Genomic DNA, 16,490 nt, shown 5'->3' with positions numbered 1-16,490 from the left:
TATTAGTATTACCATAAAAATAAAAAATTAGTACAGGAGTGAATTCCCATACTAATTTCAGTTGAAATATACTTGTCTAAAATTATTTACACAAATCTATAAACATTCTCTGATGATCTCTCTTATACACCTAGCATGTCTACTGAATCCATTGCAAGGAATTAGCCATCTCCTAGGACAGCTTTGTAGGAAGCTATTTTTTTTCTAATCCACATTCAACCAAATACTTCATTACCTCAAAGTCACTCATATCAGGGTATGTTTCCTTTATACCCATTCTGATTACTCCAAGATAATTATCAGAAGGGTCGTGATATGGTCTTGTATTTTTATTAGTAATGGTAACAATTTCAATACCATTGTACTCTCCTAAGGAAAGACTCTGATTATACCAATTTTCTTCATGTCCCTCTTGTCTTGAAATATCTTCAAACTGTTCTTCAGTAACAAGGTACATTCTACCTAAAGCTTGCCCTCTACTATGAGTATCTAAAAATGAAATTCCACCAATTCCCCAAGGAGAGCTTGCATTACCATAATACATTTTATAAGGAATAGTTACTGGCCTAGTATCCTTTGGTAGCGATTTATTCCTGCAGCCGCCATAAGTCACTCCGTTAAATTTACACTTTCCACCTTTAATATAAACTAGCAATCTTTCATAAATAAGGTTAGAGCCATAGCTTGCATACCAAACATAATCGTTTCTTTTTAATGCTACCTTAGGTTGGTTGTCGGGGGTAACTTTAACATTTCTTGAAACATCCTTATTATACACATAGACGTAAGCTTCTTGAACTTCATCATTATCATTAATCACTCTAATTACTTTTCTTTTAAATAAATTTGCTTTTTCCTCAGATATATCTAGCTTTTCTAATATATCATTGTCGACAATATACATCTCACCTCTAATTTTATCAATTTCGTTTTGAATTATTAGTGGATAACTACCGAAATCATATAATTGAAAACCATCAGCTATAAAATGCCCTGCAAATCTGGCCCCTGACAAGAATTTTTCATGATTGGTATTTCCTTTCATAAGCGTACCATATACAAAAAGCCTTATTATTTTATTACCTTCATTTTGAACATTTTTTTCTGTGGCTTGAATTTTATCTACCATAATAGTATCCCTCCATTAATCATTATTTTCTAATGTGTTTATAAAAGTATAACACTTTAATTGACTAAATTGCTAGAAAAGTCTAAAATTATTACTATAAATAATAGTGTTTATAAAAACACCAGAGGGACATAATCAAAAGTGTTACACTAGGACATTATCATAAATCAGTAATATAACAAAGTAATGGTAATTGATGTAGTTGACATAGAAAAATATTTATGGTAAAATACTAAAAAATAACAATTATAGAGACGATGAAGAGAAGAGTAGATATAGTGATTTTTTTACAGAGAACTCCTATTAGCTGAGAAGGAGGAAGATTTATTTGTCGAAAAAGGCCTCTGAGTTTCACATTGAGCCTAATTTTTAGGGGTAGACTGTGCCGGGAGCTCCCGTTATAGAGCTATAGTATAAGCATTATTAACGATATTTTTAAAGTCGTTAATGAAGCCACTTCAGTGGTTTTTATGCCGTACTTTATAAGTTCAATATGGTGACATGTTGATAAACTGGGGTGGTACCACGAAATTATGTACTCTCGTCCCCAAGACTATATAGTCTTGGGGGTGAGGGTTTTTTTATTTTGTCTAGATTTTATTATGTTAGGCTTGGAGTGAATTAAATACTAATAGAAAAAGGTGGTATTATTATGTTTAGAGATTATGTTAATATTGAAAATTTAAAAACTATTATGTCAGATGCAAATGAATTTGTTGTTGAGAGAGTTAAAAAATTAAATGTTCTGATGGAACAAGGTGTAAATCCATATCCATACAGTTTCAAAAATATAACGCATTCGAAATTTATCATAGATAATTTTGGAAATATAAATGAAGAGCAATCATTTACTGTAGCGGGAAGAGTAATGCTTATGCGGAGGATGGGGAAAGTAATATTTTTAACCCTAAGAGACCAGAATGGAGACATTCAAGCATATTTTAATAAAAAAGCTTTAGGCGAGGAAAAATTCGAATTTTTAAAACTAATTGATATTGGAGATATAATTGGAGTAGAGGGTACTATTTTTAGGACAAAAACAGGAGAAATCACAATAAGATCAAATAATGTGACAATGCTTTCAAAATCCATAAGACCACTACCAGAAAAATTTCATGGTATTCAAGATGCTGACTTAAAACAAAGACACCGTTCACTGGATATGATTATGAATAATGATGTAAAAGAAAGGTTTATTAAGCGTTCAAGAGCAATGGCAGCTATTCGTGAATTTCTAGATCAGCAAGAGTTTATTGAAGTAGAAACGCCAATTCTAGATACTAAATATGGCGGTGGAGAAGCAAAGCCTTTTGTTACCTTTGTAAATGCAATAGATTCTGAAGTATATATGAATGTATCTCCAGAACTTTATTTAAAAAGACTTATGGTTGGGGGAATTGAGAGAGTTTATACACTTGGAAGGTCCTTTAGAAATGAAGGAATTGACAGAACGCATTATCCAGAGTTTACGCTATTTGAATGCTATATGGCTTATGCAGATTATAACGATATGATGGAACTTATGGAAAACCTTTATGATTATGTTTTCAATAAAATAAACGGCTGCACAAAGGTTTGTTGTGATGGTGTGGAAATAGATTTTAAAGCACCCTGGAGAAGAGCTACTATGTGTGATTTAGTAAAAGAACAAACAGGAATAGACGTAGAGCATATGTCAAGAGAAGAAATCGCTAAAGGTATAAATGAAAAAGGCTTATTAGTAGAAAATGAGCAGGAAGGTCTAGATTTAGAAGAAGCATCTAAAGGAGAACTTATTATAGAGTTATTCGAAGGATACATTGAAGGCAATCTTATACAACCTACCTTTGTAATTGACTATCCTGCTGAATCTTCACCACTTTGCAAAGTGCACAGAAATAATCCTGAACTTATTGAAAGATTTGAACCCTTTGCTTATGGAGTTGAGCTCGGAAATGCTTACTCGGAGCTTAATAATCCACTAAGGCAGAGAGTGCTTTTACATGAGCAGGCAAATAAGCTTAGGGCTGGGCTTGAAACAGCAAGTCCAATGGATGAAGAATTTGCAGTGGCCATTGATACTGGTATGCCACCAGCAGGAGGACTAGGAATAGGTATAGATAGAATGATTATGTTCTTAACTGGGGCTTATTCAATTAAAGATGTTATTGCATTTCCTTTAGTGAAAAGATAATATAATATATAAAAGGGGATGTCTCAAAATGATTAATTTAATCATTTTGAGACATCCCTTTGAATTGCTATATTTAAGCTGCTTCTGATTCTAAATCTTCATTTGTAGCATCTTCTTTTGTTTTTATTGAAATGTTGCAAATTACAAAAGCTAATACAGTAGGTATAAGCCATGAGAATCCAACACTTGCTAGAGGAATAAATTTAAGAAATCCAATGCTATTTGGATATAAACCATTTATAGTATCTAAAATACTTATAAATAGCGCTGTGTATGTAGTTATAGCAACAACCTTATTACTTTTCACTTTATTACCAAGCAATGTAATTACTATAAGAACAATTACAATTGGATATAAAATTTGCAGCACAGGACCTGCGAGTGAAATTATAGCATCAACGTTTTTTGTAGCTATTAATCCACTTACTACAGCCATAATAACAGCAGAAGTTTTGTAAGATACTTTATTATTTGAAACCTTAGCAAAGAATTCTGCTCCACTTGCAAGTAATCCTATAGCAGTTGTTAAGCATGCAAGAGCAACACATAAACCAAGAACAACGGCACCAATACTGCCTAGGTCTAATTTAACAAGTTCTGTAACTAGCTTAGTTCTAGCTATATCTGCTGGAAACAAAGTACTTGTTTGTGTTCCAAGATACATAAGTCCACCATATACAAAGGCGAGTCCCGCTACAGCAACTAGTGCTGATTTTATAGTCATCTTCATTATATCAGTTGCATTTTCATAACCTTTTGATTTAACAGAGGAAATAATTATCCCTGCAAATATAACAGAAGCCATAGCATCCATTGTTTGATAACCTTCTATTAAAGCTTTTGATAATCCACCTTTGTAAGATGTATTTACAATTGGTCCAATAGGATCTATTATTCCTTTAAATATAATTATAGCGAGCATTAACAAAAGTGCGGGTGTAAGTATTTTACCTATATTATCAATTATTGAAGAAGGTTTAAGCACAAATGCAAGCGTTATTGCAAAATACAATATAACTACTATGTTTTGTGGTACAGATGGAAATAGAGGATGTACTCCAAGCTCGAAAGTTGTTGCAGCGGTTCTTGGAATCGCAAATAACGGTCCTATAACAAGAATTAAAGCTATACCGGTTATTACAGCAAATTTTTTACCTACTCTATTCGCCATTTTGTCGTAAGTACCATTAATTTTGGCACAGGCAATTACTCCAGCTAGTGGAAGACCAACTCCTGTAATGAGAAAACCTATTATGGATGCGAAAAATGCGCTTCCAGCGGCTTTTCCTAAAAATGGTGGAAAAATCAGGTTTCCTGCACCGAAAAACATTGCAAATAGTGCAAAACCTATAACAACTGAATGTTTTGTTGAATTTTTCATTAAAGCATTCCTCCAGATGAATAAATTTTTGTAATACATAGATCATTAATAAATGAGTTAATAGCGTCCAAAGTATAAATTTCTTTAATTTCTTTTTTCATAGGTGGCCTCCTCATTATCTTTAAAAGCTGAATTTTCTGAAAATGCTACTTGCGTTTCTATATATTTATAGGATTAGTTCCTATACTATTGTATATAGCAATTATCATGCCGAAATATTTTAATCCTCATATTTTTCTTGAAAAGTTTAAAATTCTCTTAACAATTTTGGTTTAGCCCTACTTACAAGGGTCATTTTTTAGATTTCAGTTGTAAACGTTTATATTTAATTTCTATCTTAATAATAAAAGTGGGCAATTTTTTTCCACCTAGTATGGAAAAAAATTGCCCACTTATATTTTTGTATCACATGTAAGATTATGTTCTAGATTAATAAGATTTTTAACTAGTTGTGTTATAATAATCAATAAAAATATCTAATTTATGAAGGGGGTAATAAAATGATTTATATAAAAAATGATTCAAATAACCCGCATTTTAATTTAGCTTTAGAAGAATACTTTTTAAAAGCCTTTAAGGGAGAAGAATATTTCATTCTTTGGCAGAATGAGCCTGCCATAATAATTGGAAGAAATCAAAACACCATTGAAGAAATCAATAAGGAGTATGTAGAAGAAAATAATATAAAAGTAGTTAGGCGTCTTTCAGGTGGAGGGGCTGTGTATCATGATTTAGGTAACTTGAATTTCACTTTTATTGTAAAAGCAAGCAAAGATAATATAAATAATTTTAAGAAATTTACAGATTCCATAGTGGCTAGTTTAGAAAAGATAGGTGTAAAGGCAGAATTTACTGGCAGAAATGACATTACTATAGAAGGGAAAAAGTTTTCAGGGAACTCTCAATATTATTTTAAAGACAGGCTTTTACACCATGGAACAATTTTATTTAATTCTGACCTTTCTGTGGTGCAAAATGCGTTGCAAGTAAAAGCTTCGAAAATAGAATCAAAGGGTATTAAATCTGTAAGAAGTAGAGTAACTAACGTTTATCCTTATTTAACGGAAAAAGTTTCTGTGAAAGAGTTTAAAGAGATTCTCCTTCATTCTATTTTTGAATATAAGGGTGCTGCTTATAAAGAATATGTATTAGAACAAAATGATATAGATAAAATTCAGTCTATAGCAGATGAAAAATACGCAACTTGGGACTGGACCTATGGAGAATCACCAGAGTTTAATATGGAGAAGAGCAAAAGATACCCTTTTGGGCAATTAAATATTAAACTAGATATAAAAGACGGCAAGATAAAAGTCATGGGTATATATGGAGACTTTTTTGCTAATAAAGATTTATCAAAGCTGCAAGAGGCTTTTCTAGGAGTTTACTTTAAAGAAGAAAGCGTAAGAGAGGCAATCCAAGGAGTGGAGTTGCAAGAGTATATTCAGGGTATAACAAATGAGGATTTTATAGACTGTTTGTTTTACTAATAAGAGGCAGGAGCTTTTTAATGGGACATCCATAGATTTGTTTAAATCAAATCTATGGATGTTTTTTCATATAAAATCAAGCCCTGAAAATGTGAATTGGTTTGTCTATTGCACCATGAGCTGCTTCCATTATAGCTTCAGATAAAGTAGGGTGCGGATGTATTGCTTTTGCTACATCATGAACAGTACCTTCTAATTGCATGGTGGTTACTGCTTCTGCAATCATATCTGTAGCATGGGATGCTAAAATATGAACTCCTAGGACTTCTCCGTACTTTTTATCAGCTACGATTTTGATAAAGCCATCTGTTTCACCTTCAGCAAGGGCTTTCCCATTTGCTATTAAAGGAAACTTGCTGACGATGACGTCGTAGCCTCTTGCAATTGCTTCATCTTCTGTAAGCCCTGCAACACCTATTTCAGGAAAACTGTAAATGCAGGAAGGAATCTTATCGTAATCAAGCTTTGAATTTTGACCTAAAATGTTTTCTACGGCTACAATACCTTCTGCTGAAGCCACATGGGCAAGCATAAATTTGCCGTTTACATCTCCAACGGCATAGACACCTTGTACATTGGTTTCAAGTTTATCGTTGGTTTTTATTGAATTTCTATCTAAAGTAAGATTTAATTTTTCTAAACCTTTGATATTGGCTTTCCTACCCATACTAAGAAGAATGGCATCTGCCTTCAGGGTTTTTATTTCTTCTTTTATTTTTACGGTAAGTTGATTTTTATCAAATTTTTCAAAATTTACTCCATAGATAATATCAATTCCTTTTTTTATGAGAATCTTTTCCATGGTAGTTCGTATTTCAGTATCGATGCTTCTTAAAATGGTTCCTGACCTTTGAAGAATAGTTACATGACTACCAAGTGCATTAAATAGAACCGCAAACTCAATGCCTATAACACCTCCACCAATTACAATAAGTTCATCAGGTACTTCTTTTATGGATAGAAGTCCTTTACTGGTTACAGTGTAACCACCATCCATAGATTCTTTTAATCCGGGAATATCTGGAATCATGGAAGAGGACCCCGTTGCAATGATTAAATTTTTTGTTAATAAGGTTTCGCCATTTACATGTAGTGTGTTTTTATCTATTACATCACCATTTCCAAAATATACATCTACACCGTTTTCTTTTAATAAAGTTTTTACACCACCTGTAAGTTGCTTTACTACGGCGTTTTTTCTGTTTTGCATTGCATCCCAATCTATGGACACGGTATTTTTATCCTCTATGTGAATACCAAATTTTTCAGCATGAATTATATCTTGATATACATGTGCACTTTTTAAAAGAGTTTTGGTAGGAATACATCCCCAGTTTAGGCATACGCCACCAATCTCTGCCTTTTCTACCAGGGCAGTTTTTGCTCCTAGTTGTGCAGCTTTAATTGCAGCAACGTATCCACCAGGACCTCCACCCAAAATAATAATGTCGTAGGTTTTCAATTTAATTCCACCTTCCTTAATAAATTTGTTTTATAAAAAAAGGATACAATGCTAGAAGCAGGGTATCCTTTTCGTGGTTAGCTAAGCACTAAAAGCATTGGATCATCTAAGTAAGCTCTTAATCTACCTAGGAATCTTCCAGCGTCTCCACCATCAATTACTCTATGGTCAATGCATATGGTAATAGTAAGAATATCTCGTATCACAATTTCATTATTAATAACAACTGGTTTTTTTGCTATTTTACCAACTCCAAGGATAGCGACTTCTGGATGTTTAATTACTGGGATTCCAGAAGTAGCTCCAATGGCACCATAATTTGTAATAGTGAAGGTTCCGTTTTGCAAGGTATCCAAGGTAAGGGCTTTATTTTTTGCTTTTTCTGCAAGGAGAGAAAGCTCCCTTGCTATTGGCAAAATACCTTTTTTATCAGAATCTTTTATTACGGGAACCAGTAAGCCATCTGGGGTGTCCACAGCTACACCAATGTTATAGTATTTCTTTAATACAAGCTCCTCTGTTTTATCATCATAACTTGCATTAAAGATAGGATAATCTTTAAGTGCAAGGGTTACTGCTTTTATAATAAAAGGCATATAGGTTAGGTGAACGCCTTGTGCTATTGCCATGTTTTTTGATTGTTCCCTAAAGGCTACAAGTTTCGATACATCTATTTCATCCGTTGCAGAAGCATGAGGAATAACGGATTTTGAAAGCACCATGTTTTTTGCAATGGTCTTTCTAAGCATAGTGAGTGGAACTCTTTCCACTTCGCCTACAAATTTAAGGTCTGGAATTATTATAGGTTGCGCCGCCGTAGGAGAAACTGGAACTTCAGCTGAAAGATTAGAAGCAGCTTTATTTGTTTCCATCTCTTTACTAGCAAGATAAATATCTTCCTTCATAACCCGTCCGATTGGTCCTGTACCTTTAATCTTGTGGATATCAATGCCTAAATCTTTAGCCAGCTTTCTTGCAACGGGTGTTGAAAGAATTTTCATAGTAGGCCCATCTTTAAATGCTACCTTTTCTTCATGGCTAACGGCAATTATTTGTGAGGAAACTTCTAATTCGCCTACAACTCCAGCAGTTTCACCTTCATCTATAGCTTTTGATTCTTCAACTACAGTTTCATTAGGAGAATCATTGCTTTCTACATCATCCTCTGAAGTTTGAATTTCCACAACTACATTTCCAACATAAATAATTTCACCCTCTTTAGCTTTTGTACTAGTAACAATGCCACCAACTGGAGAGGGTATTTCTGCATTTACTTTATCTGTTTCTACTAGGAATAGAGAATCTCCTTCCACAATAGAATCTCCAGAATTTACAAACCATTTTAAAATCTTTCCTTCTGTAATTCCTTCCCCGATATCGGGGAATTTAAATTTAAACATAAAATACACCTCCAGTTAAAAATTAACAACCTCTCTTATTTTATGAGCAATGCGATCTGGGCGAATAATGAAATGATCTTCTCCCTTTGCAAGGGGAACTGTAGTATCAAAGCCTGTAAGTCTAGTTGGTGGCGCTTCTAAATGTAAAAACGCACCTTCGTTTACAGTAGCAATTAGTTCAGCACCTGGTCCAAAGGATTTAAATGCCTCATGAACAACTAAAAACCGTCCAGTTTTCTTTACTGATTTAAGTATTGTTTCCTTGTCAAAGGGTGCGATAGTTCTTAAATCAATAAGCTCCACGGAAATTCCGTCCTTTTCAACTTCTTCAATTGCCTTTTGAACTTCACGAACCATTGCGCCCCATGCTACTACGGTAATATGACTTCCTTCTTTTACAACCTTTGCTTTGCCAATAGGAATTATATAATCTTCCTCTGGGACTTCTTGCTTGAAGGCTCTATAAATTCTTTTTGGTTCTAGAAATATAACAGGATCAGGGCTTCGAATAGCAGCCAGTAGCAACCCTTTTGTATCGTATGGAGTTGATGGAATAACTACTTGAAGTCCAGGAATATGAGCAAAAATCGATTCTATACTTTCAGAGTGATGTTCTAAGGCGCGAATTCCACCACCATAAGGCATACGAATCACCATTGGAAGGGTATAAGTTCCTCTTGACCTGTTTCTCATTCTAGCCACATGCCCAATAATTTGGTTTAAAGCTGGAAGTACGAAACCATCAAATTGCATTTCTACAACAGGTTTTAATCCATTAATAGCCATACCTACAGCGCTACCAACTATTGCAGCTTCAGATAATGGAGTATCGAAACATCTATCTATTCCATATTTTTTCTGAAGTCCAACAGTTGCTCTAAAAACGCCACCTTCAACACCAACATCTTCTCCATAGGTTACAACAGTTTTATCTCTTGCCATTTCTTGATCTAATGCGTAATTTACTGCACCAATTATATTTAAAATAGGCATACTACTTACCTCCTTCCTTTAAAAATTCATTATATTCTTCATATTGCTCCACTAAATTTGGAGTCATTTTTTCATACTGATATTTAAAAATATCCTCTAAAGGTACGATGCCAGAAGCCTCTACTTTTTTAAAGGTTTCATTTACGAAGGCTTCATAGCTTTCTGTTTCTTTTAAATCTTCTGCTTCAGACCACTGACCTTTATCTATTAGGTATTTTTTCATTCTTATAATAGGATCTTTTTTCTTCCACTCCTCTACTTCTTCATCTTTCCTATATAAAGTAGGGTCATCAGAAGTTGTATGAGCCCCAATTCTATAGGTATAAGCTTCAATTAAAGTTGGGCCGCCGCCATTTCGTGCTCTATCTACAGCCTCTTTTGTAGCTGCATACATTGCTAGAACATCATTTCCATCTACTAAAATGTTTGGCATTCCATAAGCAATACCTTTTTGAGCTAAAGTTTCTGATCTAGTTTGGGAAGCCCTACTTACAGAAATAGCAAATTGGTTATTTAATATGACAAATACCACCGGCGATGAAAATACGGAAGCAAAATTTAATGCTTCATGAAATTCTCCTTGAGAAGTTCCACCATCACCAACGTACGCAATGGTTACATGATCTTCTCCTTTGATTTTTGAAGCCATAGCTAGGCCAACAGCATGATTTAATTGAGAAGCTATGGGTACAGAAATTGGTAACATTTTTACATTAGGTGGGAATTTACTTCCCAGTTCATTTCCGTACCAGTATAAATAAATTTGTTCTAAAGATACTCCTTTATAGAGCCAAGCTCCCATTTCTCTAAAAGCGGGAACTAACCAATCTCTTTCCTCTGTAGCAGCAACAGAACCAACCTGAGCGGCCTCCTCACCATGATTTGGAGCGAAGGTTAACATTCGACCCTGTCTTTGGTATTGCAAAGCTTTACCATCTGCAATACGACTATGAAGCATTGTCTTATATAATGTGATTAATTTTTCTTTCTCTAATTTAGGAAGCAAATCTTCATTTATAACTACACCGTATTTATCTAGTACGGAGAACATTTCTTTATTTAATGAATTATATTTTTCAGTAAGCATAATGAACCTCCTTAAGCTATTTGTATATTATATATAGGATATCATTTTAAGTTTAAAATTGCAAGATTATTAGGTAATAATTATTATTGAATAGATAATATTTTAAAGATTAACTATTTTTAAATAGACTGTTAAATTTTAATGAAAATAAAAGCGGGCATTTTTTTCCATTATAGGTGGAAAAAAATTGCCCGCTTTTATTTTTGTATCTCATATTCATTGACTTTATTTTGTAGTTGTCTTCGAGTGATACCGAGTACTGTTGCTGTTTTTGTCATACTAAAGTTATTTTTTGCAAGGACGGTTTCTATGTATTTTTTTTCTATTGCAGACCTAAAGGCTTTTAATGTTTGATCTCCTTCGTAGTCTGTGGCTGGAATCTCATGTATTAGTAAATCATCTTTTGATATAATACCATTTTCACTAAATACTACAAGCCTTTCGATTATGTTTTTAAATTCTCGTACATTACCTGGATAGTCATACTGGTTTAGATATTCCCACACCTCAGGCTCTATGGTGTGTATTTCTTTATTCATTTGCTTTGAAGCCATAGCTATGAAGTTACTAGCCAAACTATATATATCCTCTTTATGTTCCCTAAGAGGTGGTATTTCTATTATGATGGTGTTGATTCTATAGTAAAAATCTTCTCTAAATAGTCCTTGGTCTATTAGTTTTACTATAGATTTGTTGGTGGCTGTTATAAGTCTAAAGTCAACGGGCGTACTTATGTTGCTACCTATTTTTTCTATTGCTCTGTCTTCAATGACTCTTAGTAGCTTGATTTGAGTGGATAATGGCATGTCAGCAATTTCATCTAGAAATAGTGTTCCCATGCTAGCTGATTCAAATCTACCAATTCTTTCTTCATTTGCACCGGTGAAGGCTCCCTTGCTATGCCCAAATAGTTCAGATTCTAATATACTTTCAGATAGAGCATGACAGTTCACTGCTATAAATGGTTTGTTTTTGCGTTCACTTTGAGCATGGATGAAGTTTGCAAATACTTCTTTTCCTACTCCCGACTCTCCAAGCAATATGACGTTCACTGGAGTTTTGGCCACTTTTCGAGCCATATCAATAATTTTTTTAAATTCACTATTTTCTGATTCTAGAAGTGATTTCTCTTTTTTATCATATATTTTAGAGGATACTTCTGATTTTTTGTACTCTTTATATGCTTTTTCTATTTCCTCTATAAGTTCAACAGGATCATTTCCTTTTACAAAATAAGATACTGCTCCTTTTTTCATGGCTTCAACTGCGGTAGATATAGTCGCATATGCAGTCATGAGTATGACTTTGATATCATCGTCGTATGCTATTATTTTTTCTAAAAGCTCTATGCCATTCATTCCATTCATCATTAAATCCGTCACTACCATCTGATATTTCTTGTGGTTGATTTTTACTATAGCATCTTCTGCTGAGAGTACTGTTTCTACTAAATATCCTTCTATTTCAAGTATTTTAGCAAGTCCTTTTGAGTATGCTGCTTCATCATCTACTATTAATATATCATAATTTTTATTAGTCATTTACAATCTCCTATTTCAATATTAATATGGGGTCATTAATCTTTGTTGGAAGTGTAATGATAAACTTAGAGCCTTCCCCAATTTTACTTTTCACTCTAATAGTTCCTTCCATTTTTTGAACTTCATTATAAACAATAAACAGTCCAAGGCCTGTGCCTTTGGTGTCTTGCTTAGTAGTATAGAATGGATCGAATAAGTACATTTGTGTATTTGCATCCATTCCTATTCCTGTGTCAGATACTTCTATGATTATATTGTCATTTTTTTTGAACGCCTGTACCTGAAGTATACCTCCTTGCTTCATGGCATCAGTAGCATTGGAAAAAAGATTTAGTAATATATGTTTCAAAGATTCGCTATATAGCTCTACTTCTAAATCTCTTTCCACATATAGCTTAAATTCTATATGTTTTTGCTTTAAGGATTTCTGATTAAGTTCATAAAGATTTGATATGAAATCTTTGACATCTATATTGTGTACCTTGTTATCAGAAAGCCTTGAAAAGTTTAAAAGATTGTCTATGATTTTATTGGCTCTAGTCACTGAAGTTTCTATTGTATCTATTGCCTCTTTTTTATCCTCTTCTGATTCCATACGTCTAAGTAAATATGTATAGTTCCTAATGATTCCTAGAGGTGTCCTTATTTCATGTGCAATACCTGCGACAAGCTGCCCTACTGCAGCCATTTTACTTGATTGCAACATTTTTTGTTCTGCTAATTTTAGATCGGTGATATCTTCCATCATGATAAGTACTCGTTCTCTAGTGTTTGGTACTTTATCTAAGAGATAAGTTCTCACTTTAAATGTTCTATTTTGATATTCTACTGCTTTTTCTATTGAAGTTCTAGTTTTAAATATGTCTTTAATGAGGCAATCGTCACAGTTACTTCCTAGTATTCCATTGACATTTTTGCAGTGCATATGTTTCACTACATCTACTGAGTATCCTATATACTCACAAAATGCTGTATTGGATTCTGCAACAAAGCAGTCCTCGTTTACCACCACCATTAAATGAGTAGTAAGCCCATTGAACGTAGTCTCCAATTCGTTTTTAGATATATTGAGTGCATTTGTTTGTATTTTAACTTCTTTTTTTAATTCTCTGTTCCAATAGTAAAAAAATAAAGCTACTAGCATTGCTAGGGTTATAGCATATTTAACCAAAAGCATATATTTTTCAGTGTTGGTATTCTTCATGATTAGTGGTGATATGCCAAACCATTTTCCATGTATTCTTTCCATGGTGTTATCTTTTTGCAATTGATATATTGCTTTGTTAAGTATTTCTACTAATCTTTCATTGCCTTTTTTTACTCCTATTAGGGCTGCTCTTTCGTACAAGTAATTATTAAGTATTGAATATTCGCGGCTAAGCCCTTCTTGGGTTAAATAATAGTTTATTACTGATTCATCTCCAAGGACCGCATCTACTTCACTCTTTTCCAGGCGGCTAATAGCGTCTCTTAAATTTTCAGTCTCAACTCCATGTACATCAGTATAATTTTCAGCTAAATGTTCAAATATATAATCACCTTTTATTGCTGCTATAGTTTTTCCTTTTAAATCCTGTGGCGCTTTGATACTTGTATTATTTTTTTTTATTAATATAGCACCTCTTTGATAGTAAATAGGACCTGTAAATATAAAGCTACGAGAGCGATCTTTTGAAGCGTGCATATCACAAAAATCTATATCTCCACTTTCAAGTGCTTCAAGGGCTTGATTCCAAATCATAGGTTTCATCTTTATGTTGACTCCTAGTTCTATAGAAAGCGCATTGACATAATCTATTACAAGGCCCTCGTATTGCCCACTATCTGGATTTAAATATCTTAGCGGTGGAGTATTTTGATCTGCTCCATAGACCAAGTCTCCATATTCTTTCAAATACGCTTTATCTGAGGCATTTAGACGTTGGTCTTTTGCAAAAAATTCGAATATATTCATGTTGTGTTCTATCTTTAAATAACTATTTGCAAATATAAGTACAGTAACTATAATTAAAATTCCTAATACATACTTTTTCTTCATTGTTTTTTTCACCCTATATTATTATAACATGCAAATAGAATATTATTAGTTAATTTTGAAGCCTATAAGTATTAAGTGTTAATTGTTTTTTTATTTTACAATTTTATAGAACCGCTTTTGATTTTTCGGTGTATTGTGCAAGGGTTAACTCCAAGTTCTTTAGAAGCATTCACAACGGAGCCGTGTATTTCTATGGCTTTGGGTATCATTATTTGGTCCACTATACCATATACAGTGTTTAGATTACTATGACCATTTATTATAACGCTAGGCATATCATTTAAAGAATCGTAAACCTCACTTAAGATCATAAATGTGCTAAGGTCCTCCTCGCTGATAATATCATTAGCTGCAAGAACAATTAACCTTTCTATCATATTTTTAAGTTCTCTTATGTTTCCTGGCCAATCATACTTATAAAGAATCTTTATTGCTATTGGTGAAAATCTTAAACATCTATTATATTTTTTGTTATAAAAATTAAGGAAATACTTAATTAAGGGAATAATATCTTCTTTTCTATCTTTGATAGGCGGAATTTTAATGGGTATAATATTAAGGCGATAATATAAATCTTGTCTGAATTTTTTACTATTATGAAGTTCCGCTTCAGATACATTTGTAGCACTAATATATCTTATATTTAACTTTATAGGTGTTGCTGCACCTATTCTTGTAAATTCGTTTTCCTGTATTACCCTGAGGATTTTTGTTTGCATTGGCAAGGGTAATTCCCCGATTTCATCAAGAAAAATGGTACCTCCATTTGCTTCTTCTAAAAGGCCTTTTTTACCACCTCTTTTGGCACCTGTAAAGGTACCCTCTTCATAGCCGAAGAATTCAGATTCCAAAAGTTCAGAGGGTATTGCACCACAGTTTATTGTAATAAAAGGTTTTTCCCGACGAGGACTATAGTTATAGATCATTCTGGCAATAATTTCTTTACCAACACCTGATTCTCCGGTAATAAATATGGATGAGTCATAAGCAGCAGCTCTTATAACCATTTTTTTGATGTTATCAATGACCTTGCTTTGACTAATATATTCTATATTTTCAGGCTGTTTAATATTTAGATTTGTGTTTGTTTGTAATTTTATTAATCGGGTAATATCGCGACCAGTAAGTACGCCACCCTTTAAATCACCATTATTATGGAAAAAAGGTACAGCTGTATAAGCAAGAGTTTTTCCACTTGGATATTTAATATTTCTATAAATTTTTTCTTTGATTTTTAGCATATCAATAATAATAGGATCCTTTACCAAACCTCTTTGTGATATGTCATAAATGCTTTGACCAAGTGCTTCGCAACGATTAAAGGGCAAAAGCACATCACAAAGGTCATTCATTTTTTCAATTATGCCATGTTCATTGAAAATAACAATTACCTCATCAATATCATTTATAATATTCTCTACGGTTTTATTGTTAATAATAGAGCTATCAAACATATACATAATATTGAGTGAATTACCTTCCGAGGTTAGAATATGTATGCTAACAGGGCAAGGGAGGCCATTCATTAAAATACAGCGGTGACTAGTTCCATTTTCTAAAATACTTTCATAATTGAAATCTATATCAAGATCTCGTATATTCTTTAGAATTTTGATTTTAGTATACTCAAAAATACTGTCCATTATGGCATTAGTATATAATACTTGTCCATTGTCGTTACATACAATTATAGGATTATATATTTTGTTTAACATATCTTCTGAAATAGTATTCATATAACACCATGCCTTTCAAAATAAAATAAAGTCTTGAAATTACAAAGTTAATTGTTAATT

General features: G+C 33.1%; 11 protein-coding genes and 1 other annotated feature. Of the genes, 2 read left to right on the top strand and 9 right to left on the bottom strand.

What is annotated here, in order from left to right; all coding sequences use genetic code 11:
- Positions 1-193: 193 nt before the first annotated feature.
- A complete protein-coding gene (locus KPL50_RS17560) occupies positions 194-1,129 on the bottom strand; it encodes a gamma-glutamylcyclotransferase (protein WP_216299844.1) in 936 nt (311 codons plus the stop codon).
- Positions 1,130-1,377: 248 nt separating this feature from the next.
- Positions 1,378-1,681, top strand: a binding site (T-box leader).
- A 100-nt stretch (positions 1,682-1,781) separates the two neighbouring features.
- Between KPL50_RS17560 and lysS the strand changes: the two genes are divergently transcribed.
- Positions 1,782-3,302, top strand: coding sequence for a lysine--tRNA ligase (lysS, locus tag KPL50_RS17555; RefSeq protein ID WP_216299843.1), 1,521 nt, complete (start codon positions 1,782-1,784; stop codon positions 3,300-3,302).
- Between the two features lie 73 nt (positions 3,303-3,375).
- Here lysS and brnQ read toward each other — a convergent pair whose 3' ends face one another.
- Positions 3,376-4,683, bottom strand: coding sequence for a branched-chain amino acid transport system II carrier protein (brnQ, locus tag KPL50_RS17550; protein ID WP_216299842.1), 1,308 nt, complete (start codon positions 4,681-4,683; stop codon positions 3,376-3,378).
- 500 nt (positions 4,684-5,183) lie between these two features.
- Between brnQ and KPL50_RS17545 the strand changes: the two genes are divergently transcribed.
- Complete coding sequence (locus tag KPL50_RS17545) at positions 5,184-6,173, top strand: lipoate--protein ligase (protein WP_216299841.1); 990 nt, start codon at positions 5,184-5,186, stop codon at positions 6,171-6,173.
- Between the two features lie 76 nt (positions 6,174-6,249).
- Here KPL50_RS17545 and lpdA read toward each other — a convergent pair whose 3' ends face one another.
- The 7 genes from lpdA to KPL50_RS17510 all read right to left on the bottom strand — a co-directional run bounded on the left by lpdA (position 6,250) and on the right by KPL50_RS17510 (position 16,430).
- Positions 6,250-7,635, bottom strand: a complete 1,386-nt coding sequence (gene lpdA, locus KPL50_RS17540; RefSeq protein ID WP_216299840.1) for a dihydrolipoyl dehydrogenase — start codon at positions 7,633-7,635, stop codon at positions 6,250-6,252.
- 77 nt (positions 7,636-7,712) lie between these two features.
- Entirely contained in the window at positions 7,713-9,035 is a 1,323-nt protein-coding gene (locus KPL50_RS17535) for a dihydrolipoamide acetyltransferase family protein (protein WP_216299839.1), read from the bottom strand.
- A 15-nt stretch (positions 9,036-9,050) separates the two neighbouring features.
- On the bottom strand, positions 9,051-10,028 hold the full coding sequence (locus KPL50_RS17530; protein ID WP_216299838.1) for an alpha-ketoacid dehydrogenase subunit beta: 978 nt from the start codon (positions 10,026-10,028) through the stop codon (positions 9,051-9,053).
- Position 10,029: 1 nt separating this feature from the next.
- Positions 10,030-11,115, bottom strand: coding sequence for a pyruvate dehydrogenase (acetyl-transferring) E1 component subunit alpha (gene pdhA, locus KPL50_RS17525; RefSeq protein ID WP_216299837.1), 1,086 nt, complete (start codon positions 11,113-11,115; stop codon positions 10,030-10,032).
- A gap of 197 nt (positions 11,116-11,312) precedes the next feature.
- Positions 11,313-12,656, bottom strand: a complete 1,344-nt coding sequence (locus tag KPL50_RS17520; RefSeq protein WP_216299836.1) for a sigma-54 dependent transcriptional regulator — start codon at positions 12,654-12,656, stop codon at positions 11,313-11,315.
- 10 nt (positions 12,657-12,666) lie between these two features.
- Complete coding sequence (locus tag KPL50_RS17515) at positions 12,667-14,694, bottom strand: transporter substrate-binding domain-containing protein (protein WP_216299835.1); 2,028 nt, start codon at positions 14,692-14,694, stop codon at positions 12,667-12,669.
- Positions 14,695-14,789: 95 nt separating this feature from the next.
- Positions 14,790-16,430, bottom strand: a complete 1,641-nt coding sequence (locus tag KPL50_RS17510) for a sigma-54-dependent Fis family transcriptional regulator (protein WP_216299834.1) — start codon at positions 16,428-16,430, stop codon at positions 14,790-14,792.
- Between the last annotated feature and the right edge of the window lie 60 nt (positions 16,431-16,490).

The sequence above is a fragment of the Clostridium sp. CF012 genome, from assembly GCF_018861755.1.
Lineage (GTDB): Bacteria > Bacillota > Clostridia > Clostridiales > Clostridiaceae > Clostridium_AD.
The sequence above is the reverse complement of the archived record's forward strand: the minus strand, read 5'-3'. Positions and strand labels throughout refer to the sequence as shown.